This is a genomic window from Streptomyces sp. NPDC055400 (genome assembly GCF_053644375.1).
The window spans coordinates 19967-36771 of sequence record NZ_JBSHLM010000028.1 but is presented as its reverse complement, the minus strand read 5'-3'; the positions used below and the strand labels follow the sequence as shown (position 1 = coordinate 36771).

The window sequence follows — 16805 nt, the reverse complement described above, 5'->3', positions numbered from 1 at the left end:
AGCCGGAGGTCCGGCTCGGGCCCGCTGCCCCGTTTCTTACGTCAGTTGCCCGACACCGTCACCGGCGCGTCGTCCTTCAGTTCGCCCACCAGCTGCTTGACCTTGGTCTTGTCCCAGACGAGGTTGCCGCCCACGGAGCCGGAGACCGGCATGTTCATCGACTTGCCGTCGCCGCCGGTGACGCCCTTCATGGCGAAGAACATCGAGCCCAGGTTCCACAGGCTCATGTCCTTGTCGACGACGAGCGAGTCGAGGCCCGCCCCCATCGTCGGGTAGAGCTTGAACGGGTTCAGGACCGTCGACGGGGTGGCCACCTGGTGGGCCAGCGCCGACAGGAACGCCTGCTGGTTCTTGGTGCGCTGGAGGTCGCTCGCCGCGAACGCGTGGCGCGTACGGACGAAGGCCAGGGCCTGCTGGCCGTTCAGCGTCTGCTTGCCCTTCTGGAAGTCGGCTCCGGACCACTTGTCCTTGAAGCCCTCCTTCAGGTTCATCTCGACGCCGCCGACCGCGTCGACGATCTTCGCGAAGCCGCCGAAGCCGATCTCCGCGTAGTGGTCGATGTGCAGCCCGGTGTTGAACTCGACGGTCCGCACGAGCAGTTCGGGGCCGTCCTCCGCGTAGGCCGCGTTGAGCTTCACCTGGCGGCCCTGGTTCGGGTAGAGCTTGCCGGAGTCCGAGCCCTTGTAGGACGGGATGGTGACGTTCGAGTCACGCGGCAGGGAGATCATCGTGCTGCCGTTGTCGCCGGTGTGCAGGATCATCATCGTGTCCGTGCGCTTGCCCTCGGCGGACCCGGTGTGCAGCTTCTTCTTCTCCTCGGCGGACATCCCGGCCCGGCTGTCGGTGCCGACTATGAGGTAGTTCGTGCCCTTGCCGGTTTCGGGCCGTTCTATGACCTTGGAGAGGTCGACGTCACGGTGGAGCTTGGAGTCGGCCCAGAAGTACGTGCCGATGCTCACACCGACGAACACGACGACGAGGGTGAGGACGGCCCACTTGATGCGCCGGCCCCAGCTCGGCCGCGGCCGCGGGGGCGCGTAATCGTCGGCCGGGTCGTTGTCGTTCGGTACGTAGCCGCCGCCGCGGCGCCCGCCGCCACCGCCGTAGACCTGGCCGGTGCTGTAGCCGCTGTCGTACTGGTCCCCGTAGCCCTCGCCGTACGAGGGCTGCGCCGGCACCGTCGGCCGGGGCGGCGCGGAGCGGCGGGGGCCGCCGCCCTGTCCACGCTGCACGTGCGGCATCGCGCGGGCGCCCTCGGGGCGTGCGCTGGCACTGCCGCGACCGTAACCGCGGTCGCCGCCGCTCTGACTCTCGCCCCAACCCTCTGGCCAATCATTCATGGCCACAGTGTGCCGTCCGGTGCTGTGTGCCCCACAAGGGCGGGTGGGGAATCGGACCCGGGCTGTTGCAGAGCTGACACAAAGCAACCCGTGTCCTGCCCGGCATAAGGTGGAGGCCATGACAGACCAGGCCCGCGGCACGGAATCCGAAATTCCGGGTAAGCCGACCTCAGCTTCCCGTACGACGTTGTCGCACATCATGACCCATAACGACACCAACCTGCTCGGAACGGTACATGGTGGCGTGATCATGAAACTGGTCGACGACGCGGCGGGCGCCGTGGCGGGCCGGCACTCCGGCGGACCCGCCGTGACCGCCTCCATGGACGAGATGGCCTTCCTGGAGCCGGTGCGCGTGGGCGACCTGGTCCATGTGAAGGCTCAGGTCAACTGGACGGGCCGGACCTCCATGGAGGTCGGGGTCCGGGTCCTCGCCGAGCGCTGGAACGAGTCGACGCCGGCACAGCAGGTCGGCTCCGCCTACCTCGTGTTCGCCGCGGTCGACGGCGACGGCAAGCCGCGCTCGGTGCCGCCGGTCCTGCCGGAGAGCGAGCGCGACAAGCGGCGCTGGCAGGAGGCCCAGATCCGCCGCCAGCACCGGCTCGCGCGCCGCCGCGCGATCATGGAACTGCGGCAGCAGCGCGCAGCCGACGGCATCGAGGACTGAGCCCTTCGCAGGCGGACCGGCGTCAGCCGCACATCACCTGGTCCCCGGTGACCGCCCCGAACTCCCCCTGGTGCGAGTCCTCGGCCCGCACCGCGCGCACGGCCTTGAAGTCCGGGCCGGCCAGCACCTTCAGTACCGCACCCTGTCCCTTCACCGCCTGCAGCTGCGCCCCCGGCAACGCCGTCGCCAGCGCCTTCGCCGACTGGTCCCAGCGCGGGTCGTAGAAGATCACCGTGTGCTGGGCGGTGCGCTGCACCGCGTTCATCGGCGTACCGCTCGTGCGGAACCCCGTCCCCCGCAGCCCCGCGTCCACCTTCCTGCCGAGCCCCGGCGTCATCGTGCCGTTCTCGACCTGGACGCGGATCTGCTGCGGGGCGACGCCGACGACCGTCTCCTTCTTCTGCTGGTGGTGCACGGCGAGCGGCTTGTCCTCGCGCAGCGCCTTGAAGAGCTTCGCGGACTTCGCCGGGTCCCATTTCACCGTCGAGCCGATCCCCTTGACCGGGAAACTGGCTTCGCTGATCGGCACGGTCGTGAACTCCGACGACGACGGCGAGAACCCCCGCATCGCCTGCCCGAGCCCGACCATCTGGTCCGTGCCGAACCCCTTGTCCGCGCGCACGGAACTGAGCAGCGTGCGGGCCACATCGCGGAATTTCACCGGGTTCAGGAGCACGCCGGACGACGTGGTCTTCGCGATGAGCGCGGCGAGGAAGCGCTGCTGGCGCTGCATCCGGCCCAGGTCGCCCGCCCCGTCGGTGTGCCGGGCGCGCACGTACTGGAGGGCCTGGCCGCCGTCGAGCGTGTGCGTGCCGACGGCCAGGTCGAGCCCGGTGTACGAGTCCTTGAGCGGATGCGCCGTGCAGATCTCGACGCCGCCGAGCACGTCCACCGTCTTCATGAAGCTGGTGAAGTCGACCTCCATATAGTGGTCGATCTTCACGCCGGTCATGTGCTCGACGGTGCGCACGGTCAGATGGGGCCCGCCCTCCGCGTACGCCGCGTTGATCTTCACAGGGTGCTGGTGGTGCTGCAGGCCCGTCGTCTGGTCGGTGTGCGCGGGGATCTCGGCGTACGAGTCCCGGGGCAGGCTGACGACGCTCGCGCGGTGTTTGTCGGCGGAGAGGTGCACGATCATGATCGTGTCCGTGCAGTGACAGGGCGCGCCGCCCAGCCGGTACTTCTTCTTCTCCGCCGGGGTGATCTTGTCGCGGCCGTCCGTGCCGACGAGCAGCACATTCATCCCGTGACCGCCGGAGGGACGGTTCTTCATGTCCTTGAAGGGGTCGATGCGGTTGATATCGGTGTCGAGCCCGGTGATGACCGCGTGCCCGATCCCGGCGGCCGCGAGCACCGTGACCGAGACCGTCGTCGCCACCCGCATGGCCCACCGCGGCTTCCTCCTCCGAACGGGGGCGGGCACGGGGGGACGAGGGCGCTCCTGCTGTGGGGGACGCGGCGGGCGTGCGGGGGAGCGGGTCGGCGGAGTGGGCACGTGGGGACACCTCCGAGAAGGTGGGCGTGGGATCGCGAGCACCGTAGGTGCCTACGATCTCCCGCCCGCGGCAGTGACCACGGCGGCGCGCGCCGGTGTCCCCCATTAGCGGTAACGTGACGCCTGATGAACGCGAATTCCGACAAGCAGCTTCCGCCCGTATCGGTGATCATGCCCGTCCTCAACGAGGAGCGGCACCTGCGCGGAGCCGTCGAGGCGATCCTGGCGCAGGAGTACGACGGCGAGATGGAGGTCGTGGTCGCGCTCGGCCCGTCCTCGGACCGAACGGACGAGATCGCCGCGGAACTCGTCCGCGAGGACCCCAGGGTCCACACCGTGCCGAACCCCACGGGCCGTACGCCCGCCGCGCTGAACGCCGCGATCGAGGCGTCCCGCCACCCCATCGTGGTGCGCGTCGACGGGCACGGCATGCTCTCGCCGAACTACATCGCGACGGCCGTCCGCCTCCTCGAGGAGACCGGCGCGCAGAACGTCGGCGGCATCATGCACGCCGAGGGCGAGAACGACTGGGAGCACGCGGTCGCCGCCGCCATGACGTCGAAGATCGGCGTCGGGAACGCGGCCTTCCACACGGGAGGCGAGGCCCAGCAGGCCGAGACCGTGTTCCTGGGTGTCTTCCGGCGCGAGGCCCTTGAACGGCAGGGCGGCTACAACGTGGAGTTCATCCGCGCCCAGGACTGGGAGCTGAACTTCCGCATCCGCGAGGCCGGCGGCCTGATCTGGTTCTCGCCCGAGCTGAAGGTCTCGTACCGGCCGCGGCCCAGCGTGAAGGCGCTCGCCAAGCAGTACAAGGACTACGGCCGCTGGCGCCATGTCGTCGCCCGCTACCACGAGGGCTCGATCAACCTGCGCTACCTCGCGCCGCCGGCCGCCGTGTGCGCGATCGCCGCGGGTGTCGTCGTGGGCGCGCTCGTGACGCCGTGGGGCTTCGTGATCCCCGGCGGCTACCTGGCGGCCATCGCGGCCGGTTCGGTGCCCGCCGGCAAGGGGCTGCCGCTGAAGGCGCGCCTGCAGATCCCGGTCGCGCTCGCCACGATGCACATGTCCTGGGGCTGGGGCTTCCTGACCAGCCCGCGCTCCCTCGCGAAGAAGGTCATCGCGTCGCGCCGCCCCGCGGTACTCAGCGAGGCGTGAGCCCTACGTCTGCTCGCTCCGGGGCCGAGCCGCCCGGCCCCGGAGTTCTGGCCTGTGTCACCAGGTGAAGTTCTTGTTCACCTTCATGCAGGCCTTCTTGTCCGACCCGTTGAGCGCGAGCGCGGTGTCCGGGGTGGTGTCGTCGTCCTTCGAGGACTTCGGGTAGGTGTTCCCCTCCCGCCAGTCGTCGCCCACGATGAGCGTCACCCCTGAGACGTCGGTCGACTGCTTCACCGAACTCAGCGGAATACCGAGGGACTTGGCGACCCGCTGGGCATCGCCCTCCAGGTCGACGCTCGGGAAGTGGATGACCGTCTTCTCCTCGCTCAGCGACACCGACTGGTCGGCGGACGCCTTCGTGAAGCCCTTCGTGGCCAGGATCTGGGACACCGTGCTCGCCCGGCCAGGCACCGCGGGCAGCTCCGCCGTCCGCGTACCGTTCTGCACCTGCACCGCGATCTCGCCGTCGGGCGCCGCCGGGTCGTCCGACTCCTCGGGCGGCGCCTTCTTCTTGTCCTTGCCGTCCAGGGCGATGTCCTCGCGCACGAGCCGGAACAGCTTGTCCGCGTCGCCCGGCTTCGGGGCCACGCGCGCGCCCACGTACACGAACGGCATCGTCGTCATCGTGATCCGGTCCGGCTCGGGCTTCTTCAGCTCGTTGCTGAGGTCGTAGAGCTTCTTGACCGTGTCGAGGCCCTCGTCGACGTGGAGCGCCTTCGTGGCCTCCTCGGCGAGGCTGCGCAGCTTGCCCGGGTTGGTGATGGTGGCGTTCTCACGCATCTGGCGCACCATCGAGTTCATGTACATGTGCTGCGCCTTGGTACGGGCGATGTCGCTGCCGTCCTCGAAGCCGTAGCGCGTACGCAGCCACTGCAGGGCCTGCTCGCCCATGACCGGGTGCGTGCCCTTCGCCAGCTTCAGGCCCGAGCCGTGGCCCTGGCTGTCCTTGGAGTAGATGTTGGCGTCCACGCACACCGGTACGCCGCCGATGGCGTCCGCCATGGAGACCACGCCCGCGAAGTCGACCATCATGAAGTGGTCGATGTGGATGCCGGTCAGCAGTTCCCAGGTGGCCACCGTGCAGCCGGGGCCGCCGCGGCCGAGCGAGTCGTTCGTCATCTGCCGCCCCACCGTGGCCGGGTACTCCTTGCCCGTCTTCGGGTCGGTGCACTTCGGCAGCTTGAGCAGGGTGTCGCGCGGCATGCTCACCACCGACATGTTGCTGCGGTCCGCGGAGAGGTGGACCAGCATCTGTACGTCCGCGCGGGGTACGCCGCCGAACGTGTCCTTGGCGCCGCCGAGCTTCTGGTTCGCCTTGGAGTCCCGGGCGTCCGAGCCGATCAGCAGGATGTTCAGCGGGGTCTGGCCCGCCGCGTTCGGCGTCGGCTTCGCCGCCTGGTGCTCGCCGATGTTGAGCTTGTCCGTCTTGATGTTGCTGTTGAGATGCTCGTACCAGAGATAGCCCGCTCCCGCGGCGCCGAGTATCAGTAGGGCGAGGGTGATCGAGAACCAGCGCAGTATCCGGTGTCTGCGGCGCCGCGGGCGCGCGCCGGCGCGCCGGTGTCCGCGCGGCCTGCCGCCGTCACCCTGTCCCTTGTCCTGGCCCTGTTCACGCTCCGGCCCCCCGGCCTCGCGCGGCGGGCCGACCCTGCCCGGGCCGACCGCGTTGCCCTGCTGACGGACCTGTGCTCGCGACCCGTCCCCACGCACACTGCTCTGCCTCATGCCCCACCCCTCCCGCCCCCGGCCTATGCCTCGGCCGCCCCGATCCTGTCTGTTAGACAGTCAAGAGGCGGCCGAGGTTGGTCACTTGGCACACACAGTCTTGTCGGCTGTCGCCTTCTGGATGTCCGCCGGCGCCTTCGCCGGGGCGGCGATGGGCGTCCCGGCCTCCTTGAAGTCGGCTCCGAGGGTCAGGATCATCGCCGGCAGACCCTGGTCGTTCTTCTCGCTCTTGCCGGGCTTCATGGCGGATGAGGGCAGCCCCATGATGTCGGCGAGCTTGCGGGCCTGGTCGGCCTGGTCCGGCGCGTACTCGAGCGTCGTCTTCGACAGCTTCTTCGGCGCGTTGCCCAGCTGGCTCGACTTGAGGACGCCCTCGTTGTTCTGCAGCCACGTCAGCGTCGTCTGCGCGGCGCCGACGGTCTCGCTGCCGTTGTAGACGTCGACCCGGACCTCGGAGGCGTCGGCGCGGGAGCCCTTGAGCAGCGCGTCCTGCTTCGACTTGGCGGCCTTCTTGTCCTTCGCCACCTCGGTCAGGGAGACGTCGTCCTGGATCATCGCGAACAGCGGGTCCGCCTTGGCCGGGTTGACGACGACCGTCGCGTGGACCTTCTCGGCCGGGTTGTCTATCACGGGCAGCGTGGTGAAGGTGATGTTCTTCGGCGGCACCTTCTTCAGCTCCAGGGCCACGTTCTTGAGCTCGCTGAGGCTTCCTATCCCGGTGTCCACCGTCAGTGCCTTGGTCGCGGCCTCGGCCAGGTTCGTGAGCTTGCCCGGGCTGGTGAGCGTGTCGCCGGAGCTCATCTTGCGCATCAGCGATCCGAGGAACTGCTGCTGCTGCTGGATGCGGTCCAGGTCGCCCTGGTTGCCGAAGCTGTGCCGGGTGCGCACGAACGCGAGGGCCTGTTCGCCCTGCACGGTGTGCTTGCCCTTGGAGAGCTTCAGATGCGAGTCGGGGTCGTCGACGTCCTTGGCGAGACAGATGTCCACACCGCCGACCGCCGTCGTCAGCGTCTTGACGGCGTTGAAGTCGGCCATCATGAAGTGGTCGGGCTGAACTCCCGTTATGGCCTTGACCGTTGCCATCGTGCAGCCCGCGTCCCGGCCGCTCTGGCCGAGGCTGGTGTTGAATCGGATGTCGGGCGTTCCGGGGATCGTCTTCTCCACCCCGTCCTCCCTCACCTTGCAGTCCGGGATGTCGGTGATGAGGTCGCGCGGGATGCTCAACGCGGTCGCGTTCGAACGGTCCTTGGCCACATGCAGCAGGATGTTGGTGTCCGCGTGGCCGACGCTGTTCTTGTCGCCGTAGCCCGCGTTGCCCTTGCCGGTGCGCTTGTCCGTGCCGATCAGCAGGATGTTGAACGCCTCGTCCTTGCTGAAGCCGTTCTTCGCGCCGACGACGTCCTGCTTGTTGATGTTGCCGTCGAGGTGGCGCAGATAGAGATACGCCCCGCCCGCGCCGGCCACCAGGACGAAGGCCATGACGCCGCCCGTCCACAGGAGCGCCTTCTTGCCCTTGGACTTCTTCTTGCTCTTGGACCGGCGCCTGCCGGCCGGCTCCGGCTGCGGGGCCCGCCGCCTGCGCTGGCCGGGCACGTCGCGGCTGTCCTGTTCCTCGCGGGACCTGCCGTTCTGCCGGTTCTGCCCGGTCTGTCCCCGTTGCCCGGTGGGGCGTTGGGAAGACCTGCGCGGTCCGGGTACGGTCGACTGCCCAGAGGAAGGGTTCAGTCGCAGTTCGTAATCGCCGGTGTTCGGGTTGAGTACCCACTGGTCTGCGGGGTCGATGTTGTCCGCCCGCCCACGGCCTTGCGCGTCCACGGTTGTCTGCATCCTCCGTCGGGGCCACGCGGCGCCTTGTCCCCCTCAAGAAGGCGCTCGGTCAGTCGGAAAGCAGTGCGCGACCGTCGTTGGCCGGGTGCACCGGATCGCTCACACTATCCGCCCAGTTCAGCGTCAAGCGACGGCGGTGACAAATTGCACTTCCCTACAACTGGGCAATCCGTCCTATTTCTTTGGACGTGACACGAACCCCTTGGGTATCGCTTTACCCGCAGGCGTCCTGAGCGGCAGTGTTGCCGCGGAACGTGGGGGCCGGCGTGGGCGATGAACCGGGTGACGAACCGGACGAACCGGGCGACGTGAACGGGCCGTCGGGCTTCTGGGCGCTCAGGCCGGCGCCGCCCTTGCCGTCGTCGAATCCGTCGTGCTCGTACGCCCTGTCGTCCGTGCCCGTGGCGTCCGTGCCCGAGCTGTCCGCGCCGGAGCCGTCGGAGGAACTCTGGGTGGTGCTCTCCCGGGGTGTCTTCTTGGCGACCACCACGGGGGCGTCGGTGCGCAGTCGCGTGAAGAGTTGCTCGGCGGCGGGCTGGACGAGCTGATCGCGGTTGGCGTTGTAGACGTAACTGCGCCGCGGCACCGTAAGGAATTGGACGCGTTCGGTCGGAATGTCCCGGATGCCGCGTACGAGGTTGTAGAGGCCGCGCAGACTGGCGAGCCCGGGGTCCGTGGTGAGGGACGAGGTGGCCGCGTCGAGCACGGGGTACAGCTTCGTCGGGTTGAGCAGCACCTGGTTGCTCTGCACCTTGTTCACCAGGGCGCCGAGGAACTGCTGCTGGCGGTCCATCCGGGCGGTGTCGCTGCCGTTGCCGAGGCTCTTGCGGGCCCGCACGAAGCCGAGCGCCTGCTCGCCGTCGAGGGTCTGCTTTCCCGCGGGCAGCTTGAGGCGGGCGGCGTGGTCGTTCATGGGCTCCTTGAGGCACACCTCGACGCCGTCGACGGCGTCGACCATGTCCTTGAACCCGCTGAAGTCGACGACCATGTGGTGGTTGATGCGGATGCCGGTGAGCTTCTCGACCGTACGGATCGTGCAGGCCGAACCGCCTTGCTCGAAGGCGTAGTTGAACATCGAGAACGTGGGGTCGGTGCGGGTGCCGCCGTGTGCGCGGCAGCTCGGCAGGTGGACCATCAGATCGCGGGGCAGCGAGACCGCGATGGCGCTTTTGTGGTCGGCGGATATGTGCAGCAGGATCGTCGTGTCCGAGCGCTGGGTGCCCGAGTCACGGCCGTACTTGCGGTTGTCGGCGCCGGACCGTGAGTCGGAACCGATCAGCAGGATGTTCTGCGCGCCGGCCACGAGCGAGGTGGGCCGCTCCTTCTCGTAGCGGGCGAGCTCGGCGGCCGCGTCGGTGTCCTCGGTGATGTTCCCCTGGAGCTTCTCGTAGACCGCCCAGCCGGTGCCGCCCGCGGCGAGCACCGCCACGCCGGCGCCGATCGCCGTGTACCGCAGCCAGCGCTTGTGCCGCCGGGCCGTGCCCGCCCCCGTGGGGGACGAGCCCGCGCGCGGCCCGCGCATGACCGGCCCCGCCGCGTCGTCGTCGCCGGGGCGCTGCGGTTCCGGGGGCGTGCCTGCGGAGTCGGTCACGTGAGTCCACCCCTCATGGCGGCGACGGTGCGCAGGTGCGCCCCTTCGACCATCGCCCGGCGCGGCGTCCGGGGCCCGGTGACCCAGGGGTGGACGGGGCCGAACGGGTGACGCCGCCCCGGGTGTCTCAGCGCGCGGTCGCCGAGACCCGCTCGTTCTCCACCCGCTTGGCCAGGGACTCCTCGTCCAGGCCGTCGAGGTGGCGGCACAGGACGACGGAACCGCCGGTGGCGAGCGGCGCGTAAAGGCCCGCGCTCAGACCGCGCCAGGTGTCGTACGGGAGTCCGGACAGCAGGCGTGAGCCGGGGCCCGTCAGGCCGAGGTCCGTGGCGTCGGCCCGCGCCTTCTCGACGACCTCGGCGCCGGTGAGCTCGGCCCCCGCGACGACGAGCGCGGGCGCCTCCGGGTCCACGGGCGCGAACGGGGCGAAGCGGTCGCCCTGCCCCGGTACCTCGACCGCGTAGTCGGCGAAGCCCTCCGGCGGCTGCGGGAAGCGGCCGCCGAGCGGACGCAGGGCGAGCGCCACCCGTTCCCCGGAGCAGGCGCGCGCCGTGTCCAGACAGTCGGGGCCGCTGACGACGATGTCGGCGGCGGCCGGGTCGCCGCCGACATCGGCGACGACTCCGACGGACGCGCACGCGAGCAGCCAGACGGCGCTCTGCCAGTGCGCGGGCAGCAGCAGCGCGAGCCGGTCGCCGGGCTGCGCGGCGAGGTCGCCCTGGAGGAGATTGGCGGTCTTGGCCACCCAGTTGGCGAAGGTGGCCACGGACAGTTCGACGCGTTCGCCCGTGGCGTCGTCGTAGAAAGTCACCAGTGGGCGTCCTGGATCGGCGGCGAGCGCGGATCGCAGCAGGTCGGCGGGGGTGCGGTCGGTGGCGTTCACGGGCGCAAGGGTACGCGGGGCGCGCGGCGGTGTGGGGCCGACCGGGGGAACCACGACGCCGTGTCAGCCCGATGAGCCGTCAATTCCCCTGCCCACCAATGACACTTCCCGATGGACAGATATGTAGCACTATGTCCACGATCATTGGCATGCGTGGATTCCTCACTTCCTCGATCGGCGTCGCGTCCGCGGCAGCCCTCTCCCTTCCGCTCGCCCTGTCCTTCGGAGCCGGGGCAGCCACGACCCCTTCGGCCGCCAGGGCCCTGACCGCCGAAGCCGTATCCGGCAGCACCCAGTCGCTCCCCCTGGCCGTCCTGCCCCGTGACCGCGGCCTGCGAGCCCCGGGCGAACAGGGCCTGCCCCAGCGCGATGTGCACCCCTTCTCGCTCGTCGGCGTCGTCTGGAAAGACCCGGCCGCCGTGCTGGAGGGCAGCGTCCAGGTGCGTGCGCGCGCCATGGGCACCGCCCGCTGGTCCGGCTGGCAGGACCTCGAGACCCACAACAGCGACCATGCCCCCGACCCCGGCACGGCCGAGCACGACTCGGGCCGGCTGCGCGGAGCCACGGCCCCGCTGTGGGTCGGTGCGTCCGACGGCGTCGAGGTGCGCGTGCGCCCCCAGGCGGCCCCGGCACGCCTGACCGCCGGATCCTCCGCGAACTCCACCGCGCAGGCCCCTCTGCCCAAGGGTCTGCGCCTCGAACTGGTCGACCCCGGACAGGAGCCCCGGCCCGCCGGCCGGCCCGCGCCCGGCGATGAGCCCCCGCCCGGCGGCGCCCCCGCCGACGTCCCCGGCTCCGGCGTGCTGACCGCCGAGTCCGCCGCCGCCTCCGCCGTCAACGCCGACCTGGCCCCCCTCGGCGCCGACGCCATCCCCGCCCTCGGCAAGAAGGAGACCGAGAGCGAGCTCATCGAGGCCCGCGGCGGCGAGGCCGACGCGAAGGTCCGCCCGTACATCGGCCCGCGCCCGAGCATCGTCACGCGCAAGGGCTGGGGCGCCGACGAGAAGCTGCGCGAGAGCAACTTCACCTACACCTCGAAGGTCAAGGCGGCCTTCGTGCACCACAGCGCCACGGGCAACAACTACAAGTGCTCGCAAGCCCCTTCACTCATCCGCGGTATCTACCGCTACCACGTGAAGAGCCTGGGGTGGCGCGACATCGGCTACAACTTCCTCGTCGACAAGTGCGGCAACATCTACGAGGGCCGTGCCGGTGGCGTCGCGAAGCCGGTCATGGGCGCCCACACCCTCGGGTTCAACACGAACAGCATGGGAGTCGCGGTCCTCGGCACCTTCGGCTCCTCGAACCCGTCGGCCGCCTCGGTGGACGCCCTCGCCCGCCTGACGGCCTGGAAGCTCGGCCTCTATGACGTGAATCCGAGCGGTAAGACATATCTCACGTCAGCCGGTGGCAATCTGTACCCCAAGGGGAAGAGCGTACGACTGAACGCGATTTCGGGGCACCGGGACGGCTTTGCGACCGAGTGCCCGGGGCGCCGCCTCTACGACAAGCTCGGCACCGCCCGGTCCGCATCGGCCACTCTCCAGGGCCGCTGACGCCCGGCCACACCGCACAGTCTGCATACACTGGCCGGCCGAAAGGCAGTTCGACCGGCCCCAGCAGGAAGCAGAGACGACAGGTGACAGAAGCGATCCTCCTGGTCGGCGGCAAGGGCACCCGACTGCGACCGCTCACCGTGAACACACCCAAGCCGATGGTCCCGGCGGCGGGCGTCCCGTTCCTCACCCACCAGCTGGCCCGGGCGAGAGCGGCGGGCGTCGAGCACATCGTGCTCGCCACCTCGTACCTCGCCGAGGTCTTCGAGCCGTACTTCGGCGACGGCTCACGCCTCGGACTGCATCTGGAGTACGTCACCGAGGAGGAGCCCCTCGGCACCGGCGGCGCGATCCGCAACGTCGCGTCGCGGCTCCACTCAGGACCCGACGACCCGGTCCTGATCTTCAACGGGGACATCCTGACCGGCCTCGACATCCGCGCCCTGGTGGACGAGCACGAGACCACCGGCGCGGACGTCTCCCTGCATCTGTCCCGGGTCGAGGACCCACGGGCGTTCGGCCTGGTCCCCACGGACGCGACGGGCCGGGTCCAGGCCTTCCTGGAGAAGCCGCAGACGCCCGAGGAGATCGTCACCGACCAGATCAACGCGGGCGCCTACGTGTTCCGCCGCTCGGTCATCGACACGATCCCCACGGGCCGCCCCGTCTCGGTGGAACGCGAGACGTTCCCCGGCCTGCTGGCGTCCGGCGCCCACCTCCAGGGCATGGTCGACTCCACGTACTGGCTGGACCTGGGCACCCCCCAGGCCTTCGTGCGCGGCTCCGCCGACCTCGTCCTCGGCCGCGCGCCGTCCCCCGCCGTCCCCGGCCGGCGCGGCGACAGCCTCACGCTGCCCACCGCCTCGGTCGCCCCCGGCGCGAAGCTCACGGACGGCACGGTCGTCTGCGAGAACGCGACGGTCGGCGAGGGCGCCCGCGTCTCCGGCAGCGCGGTACTCGCCGGCGCGACGGTCGAGGCGGGCGCGGTCGTCACCGACTCCCTGATCGGCCGTGGCGCCCATGTGGGCGCCCGCACGGTCCTGACGGGCGCGGTGATCGGCGACGGCGCGACGGTCGGCCCGGACAACGAACTCCAGTCGGGCGTACGGGTGTGGTGCGACGCCCGTATCCCGGCGGCGGCGGTGCGCTTCTCCTCGGACCAGTAGGGGGCGTCTCCTCGGATCGGTAGGGACCGGCGAGCCCGACCCCCTACGCTGCAAGGAGCACCCCACCACCCGACGAGGACCCCTTGGCCGGCCGATATGCCCCTCGCCCCACGCGCACCACGGTGCGCGGCGGCGAGACCGTAGTGCCCAGGGCCGTCGTGCCCCGACCCGTCGTGCCGCGCCCGGCGACCGAGGCGCACACCCGTCGCTGGCTACCGAGGGGCCCGTTCGACCTGGGCCTGACCCTGGGACCGCTGCGCCGGGGGCCCGCCGACCCCGCCTTCCGCGTCACACCGGACGGCTCGGTCTGGCGGGCCACCCGCACGCCCGAGGGCCCCGGCACCCTGCGCGTGGCCCTGCGCGGCCACGTCGCCGAAGCGCAGGCATGGGGCCCGGGCGCAACCTGGCTTCTTGCCCAACTCCCTCAACTTCTCGGCGAGTTGGACCAGCCCGAGGCGTTCGAGCCGCGCCACCGGCTTCTCGCCCACGCCCACCACTACCGGCCGGGTCTGCGCCTGCTGCGTACGGGTCTGGTCATGGAATCGCTGATCCCGTCGATCCTGGAACAGAAGATCACGACGGAGGAGGCGTACCGCGCCTGGCGGATCCTGCTGCGCACGTACGGCACCCCGGCACCCGGCCCCACCGCCGGGCTCGGCCTGCACGTCATGCCGGAGCCGCGCACCTGGTCGCTCATCCCGTCCTGGGAGTGGCACCGCGCGGGCGTGGACAACAAGCGGGCCTCGACCGTCCTGCGCGCCGTGAACGTGGCCCGCCGCATGGAGGAGGCCGCGTCGATGACCCCGGCCGACGCCCGCGCCCGCCTCGAACTGATCCCCGGCATCGGCCCCTGGACCTCCGCCGAGACGGTCCAGCGCAGTCACGGCGCCGCCGACGCCGTGACGACGGGTGACGTCCATCTGCCGGGCATCGTCGGCTACGCGCTCGCCGGCAACCGCGACGCGGACGACGCGGAGATGCTGCGGCTCCTCGCCCCGTACGAGGAGCAGGGCCAGCGCCACCGCGCGGCCCGCCTCATCCTCCTCAGCGGCCGCACACCCCCGCGCAGACAGCCGAAGATGCGCCGCACGAACATCGCCGACTGGTAAGAGGCCGGCCCTAGCGCACGACCACGAAGTCACCGGCGTCGCGCGCCGGGCGCTCCGCGGGCGCGACGGCCGCGTGTCCCACGGCCACGGCGCCCATCGGGTCCCACTCCTGCGGAAGGCCGAGCACCTCGCGTACGACATCGCGGCAGAACATCGTCGACGACACCCACGCGGAGCCGAGCCGCTCACCGGCGAGCGCGACCAGGAAGTTCTGCACGCCCGCGCCGGCCGCGACCACGAACATCTCCCGCTCGGCGGCGTCCCGGCGCGCGTGCCCGTACGTGTGGGACCCGTCCATCACCATGCACGGCACGACCAGATACGGCGCCTGGCGCAGCACGTCACCGCGGCGCACGCGCTTGGCGACGGACTCCTCGCTCTTGCCGTCGCGCCGCAGATCCTCGATCCACGCGTCCCGCATCGCGTCGAGCAGCCGCACGCGCGACTCCTCGGACTCCAGGAGCACGAACCGCCACGGCGTCGTGTGGTGCGGGGCGGGCGCCGTCACGGCCGCGGCGACCGCGCGCCGCACGGCTCCCGGGTCGACCGGCTCGTCCGTGAAGGCCCGCACCGTACGCCGCTGGGTCACGGCCTCCCGTACGGCCTCGGACGTGCCGAGCCGGAACATGTCGTCCCGCGCCACGCGCACCAGCTCGCGCGCGCCGGTGCCCTCGCCCACCACGTGCGCGAGGCCGCGCACGACGGCGACGGGCAGCCCGGCCGCCTTGCCCTTGACCAGGTCCCCGGCGGCGGCCAGCTCGTCCGCCGTGGCGACGACCGTGGCGCTGAGGGGATTGCCGTGCGCGTCCGTGCCGCCGCGCAGGTCGTCGAGGACGCGCACGCCCGCGGCGCCGATGGCGACATCGGTCAGGCCGTTGCGCCAGGGGCGTCCGAAGGTGTCCGTCACGACGACCCCGACGTCCACGCCGAGCGCGTCCCGCAGCCCGTCCCGGATCGCCGCGGCCGACGCGTCGGGGTCCTCGGGCAGCAGCAGCACCGTGCCGGCGGGTGTGTTCGACGCGTCGACGCCGGCGGCGGCCATGACCAGGCCCAGCTTGTTCTCGACGATGCGCAGGGTGCCGCGGCGCGCGACGACCCGCACGGTCTCGGCGTCTATGGCCGCCTCGCGGTCGGTGGCCTCGACGATCCGGCCCTCGGCCTTGCTGACGATCTTCGAGGTGACCAGGAGTACGTCCCCGTCGACGAGGCCGGGCTCGGCGGTGGCGATCAGCTTGGCGAGGTCGTCGCCCTCGCGGACCTCGGGGATGCCGGTGAGCGCCCAGGCACGGAAGGAGGGGGCGCAGGGAGCGTCATTCACGCGCGGACCTCCTCCGCGAGCGTGAGCGCCTCACGCGCCATCTGCGTCGTCGCGTCCAGGTCGGACATCATCAGCGGCACCGCGCGGCAGCGGATGCCCGCCGACTCGACGCGCTCCACCGTGCCCGCGTCAACCGTGTCGACGAGCCATCCGTCGAGCAGCCCCGACCCGTAGTGCTCGGCGACCGCGGCGGCCGTCGAGTCGACACCCACGGCGGCGAGGACCTTGTCGGCCATGCCGCGCACGGGCGCGTCCCCGACGATGGGTGACAGGCCGACGACGGGCACACCGGCTTCGGCGATGGCCTCGCGGATGCCCGGCACGGCGAGGATGGTCCCGACGCTGACGACGGGGTTGGACGGCGGGAAGAGGATGACGTCCGCCTCGGCGATGGCCTCCAGGACACCCGGCGCGGGCTTGGCCTGCTCGGCGCCGACGGGCACCACGGCGTGCGCGTCCACAGAGGCCCGCAGCCTCACCCAGTACTCCTGGAAGTGCACGGCCCTGCGCTCCCCGTCGAGGGTCACCGCCACATGCGTCTCGACGCGGTCGTCGGACATCGGGATGAGCCGCACGCCGGGCTTCCAGCGCTCGCACAGCGCCTCGGTGACCGCGCTGAGCGGATAACCGGCGCCCAGCATCTGCGTACGGACGATGTGGGTCGCGAAGTCCCGGTCGCCGAGACCGAACCACTCGGGCCCCACCCCGTAGGCGGCCAGCTCCTCCTTGACCAGATACGTCTCGTCCGTACGTCCCCAGCCCTGCTCCTCGTTGATGCCGCCGCCGAGCGTGTACATCACCGTGTCGAGGTCCGGACAGACCTTCAGGCCGAAGAGATGGATGTCGTCCCCGGTGTTGCCGATGACCGTGATGACCGCGTCGTCCGGCGCCGCCTGCTTGAGACCGCGAAGGAACCGGGCACCACCGATGCCGCCTGCCAGAACCACAATGCGCATGCGCCCAGCATCGCAGG

General features: G+C 70.9%; 13 protein-coding genes. 5 read left to right on the top strand and 8 right to left on the bottom strand.

Annotation, left to right across the window (positions count from 1 at the left end):
- Positions 1 to 41: 41 nt before the first annotated feature.
- Positions 42 to 1340 carry an LCP family protein gene (locus ACWIGU_RS44010; protein ID WP_454407546.1) on the bottom strand — a complete coding sequence of 433 codons (1299 nt, stop codon included), beginning with the start codon at positions 1338 to 1340 and terminating at the stop codon, positions 42 to 44.
- A 118-nt stretch (positions 1341 to 1458) separates the two neighbouring features.
- On the opposite strand from ACWIGU_RS44010, the gene ACWIGU_RS44005 reads away from it, so the two are divergent.
- Positions 1459 to 2007 (top strand): acyl-CoA thioesterase, encoded by a 549-nt coding sequence (locus ACWIGU_RS44005; RefSeq protein WP_356275992.1) that lies wholly within the window; start codon positions 1459 to 1461, stop codon positions 2005 to 2007.
- A 22-nt stretch (positions 2008 to 2029) separates the two neighbouring features.
- On the opposite strand, the gene ACWIGU_RS44000 is transcribed toward ACWIGU_RS44005, so the two are convergent.
- Positions 2030 to 3502 (bottom strand): LCP family protein, encoded by a 1473-nt coding sequence (locus ACWIGU_RS44000; RefSeq protein ID WP_454407545.1) that lies wholly within the window; start codon positions 3500 to 3502, stop codon positions 2030 to 2032.
- A 126-nt stretch (positions 3503 to 3628) separates the two neighbouring features.
- Here ACWIGU_RS44000 and ACWIGU_RS43995 point away from each other — a divergent pair, with 126 nt between their 5' ends.
- The gene (locus ACWIGU_RS43995) at positions 3629 to 4657 is read left to right on the top strand and encodes a glycosyltransferase family 2 protein (RefSeq protein WP_454407544.1); all 1029 of its coding nucleotides are present in this window, start codon (positions 3629 to 3631) and stop codon (positions 4655 to 4657) included.
- Positions 4658 to 4714: 57 nt separating this feature from the next.
- On the opposite strand, the gene ACWIGU_RS43990 is transcribed toward ACWIGU_RS43995, so the two are convergent.
- The 4 genes from ACWIGU_RS43990 to ACWIGU_RS43975 form a co-directional block, all read right to left on the bottom strand.
- Positions 4715 to 6382, bottom strand: coding sequence for an LCP family protein (locus ACWIGU_RS43990; RefSeq protein WP_454407543.1), 1668 nt, complete (start codon positions 6380 to 6382; stop codon positions 4715 to 4717).
- Between the two features lie 81 nt (positions 6383 to 6463).
- On the bottom strand, positions 6464 to 8197 hold the full coding sequence (locus tag ACWIGU_RS43985) for an LCP family protein (protein ID WP_454407542.1): 1734 nt from the start codon (positions 8195 to 8197) through the stop codon (positions 6464 to 6466).
- A 226-nt stretch (positions 8198 to 8423) separates the two neighbouring features.
- Positions 8424 to 9731 carry an LCP family glycopolymer transferase gene (locus ACWIGU_RS43980; protein WP_454407549.1) on the bottom strand — a complete coding sequence of 436 codons (1308 nt, stop codon included), beginning with the start codon at positions 9729 to 9731 and terminating at the stop codon, positions 8424 to 8426.
- Positions 9732 to 9927: 196 nt separating this feature from the next.
- Positions 9928 to 10683, bottom strand: coding sequence for a TIGR03089 family protein (locus tag ACWIGU_RS43975; protein ID WP_454407541.1), 756 nt, complete (start codon positions 10681 to 10683; stop codon positions 9928 to 9930).
- A gap of 149 nt (positions 10684 to 10832) precedes the next feature.
- On the opposite strand from ACWIGU_RS43975, the gene ACWIGU_RS43970 reads away from it, so the two are divergent.
- From ACWIGU_RS43970 to ACWIGU_RS43960, 3 genes are all read left to right on the top strand, one after another.
- Positions 10833 to 12239, top strand: coding sequence for an N-acetylmuramoyl-L-alanine amidase (locus ACWIGU_RS43970; RefSeq protein ID WP_454407540.1), 1407 nt, complete (start codon positions 10833 to 10835; stop codon positions 12237 to 12239).
- Between the two features lie 83 nt (positions 12240 to 12322).
- A complete protein-coding gene (locus ACWIGU_RS43965) occupies positions 12323 to 13405 on the top strand; it encodes a sugar phosphate nucleotidyltransferase (RefSeq protein WP_454407539.1) in 1083 nt (360 codons plus the stop codon).
- Positions 13406 to 13488: 83 nt separating this feature from the next.
- Positions 13489 to 14514: a DNA-3-methyladenine glycosylase family protein gene (locus tag ACWIGU_RS43960; RefSeq protein ID WP_454407538.1), complete on the top strand. Its 1026-nt coding sequence runs from the start codon at positions 13489 to 13491 to the stop codon at positions 14512 to 14514.
- Positions 14515 to 14524: 10 nt separating this feature from the next.
- Here ACWIGU_RS43960 and ACWIGU_RS43955 read toward each other — a convergent pair whose 3' ends face one another.
- Both ACWIGU_RS43955 and cofD read right to left on the bottom strand, forming a co-directional pair.
- Positions 14525 to 15832, bottom strand: a complete 1308-nt coding sequence (locus ACWIGU_RS43955) for a coenzyme F420-0:L-glutamate ligase (protein ID WP_454407536.1) — start codon at positions 15830 to 15832, stop codon at positions 14525 to 14527.
- The gene (cofD, locus tag ACWIGU_RS43950) at positions 15829 to 16788 is read right to left on the bottom strand and encodes a 2-phospho-L-lactate transferase (RefSeq protein WP_454407535.1); all 960 of its coding nucleotides are present in this window, start codon (positions 16786 to 16788) and stop codon (positions 15829 to 15831) included. Before cofD ends, ACWIGU_RS43955 begins: the two co-directional genes overlap by 4 nt.
- Positions 16789 to 16805: the final 17 nt, after the last annotated feature.

Coding starts and splice junctions, on each gene's coding strand:
- ACWIGU_RS44010 (WP_454407546.1), bottom strand. CDS start 1,340: ATGAATGATTGGCCAGAGGGTTGGGGCGAGAGTCAGAGCGGCGGCGAC.
- ACWIGU_RS44005 (WP_356275992.1), top strand. CDS start 1,459: ATGACAGACCAGGCCCGCGGCACGGAATCCGAAATTCCGGGTAAGCCG.
- ACWIGU_RS43995 (WP_454407544.1), top strand. CDS start 3,629: ATGAACGCGAATTCCGACAAGCAGCTTCCGCCCGTATCGGTGATCATG.
- ACWIGU_RS43990 (WP_454407543.1), bottom strand. CDS start 6,382: ATGAGGCAGAGCAGTGTGCGTGGGGACGGGTCGCGAGCACAGGTCCGT.
- ACWIGU_RS43980 (WP_454407549.1), bottom strand. CDS start 9,731: ATGCGCGGGCCGCGCGCGGGCTCGTCCCCCACGGGGGCGGGCACGGCC.
- ACWIGU_RS43970 (WP_454407540.1), top strand. CDS start 10,833: ATGCGTGGATTCCTCACTTCCTCGATCGGCGTCGCGTCCGCGGCAGCC.
- cofD (WP_454407535.1), bottom strand. CDS start 16,788: ATGCGCATTGTGGTTCTGGCAGGCGGCATCGGTGGTGCCCGGTTCCTT.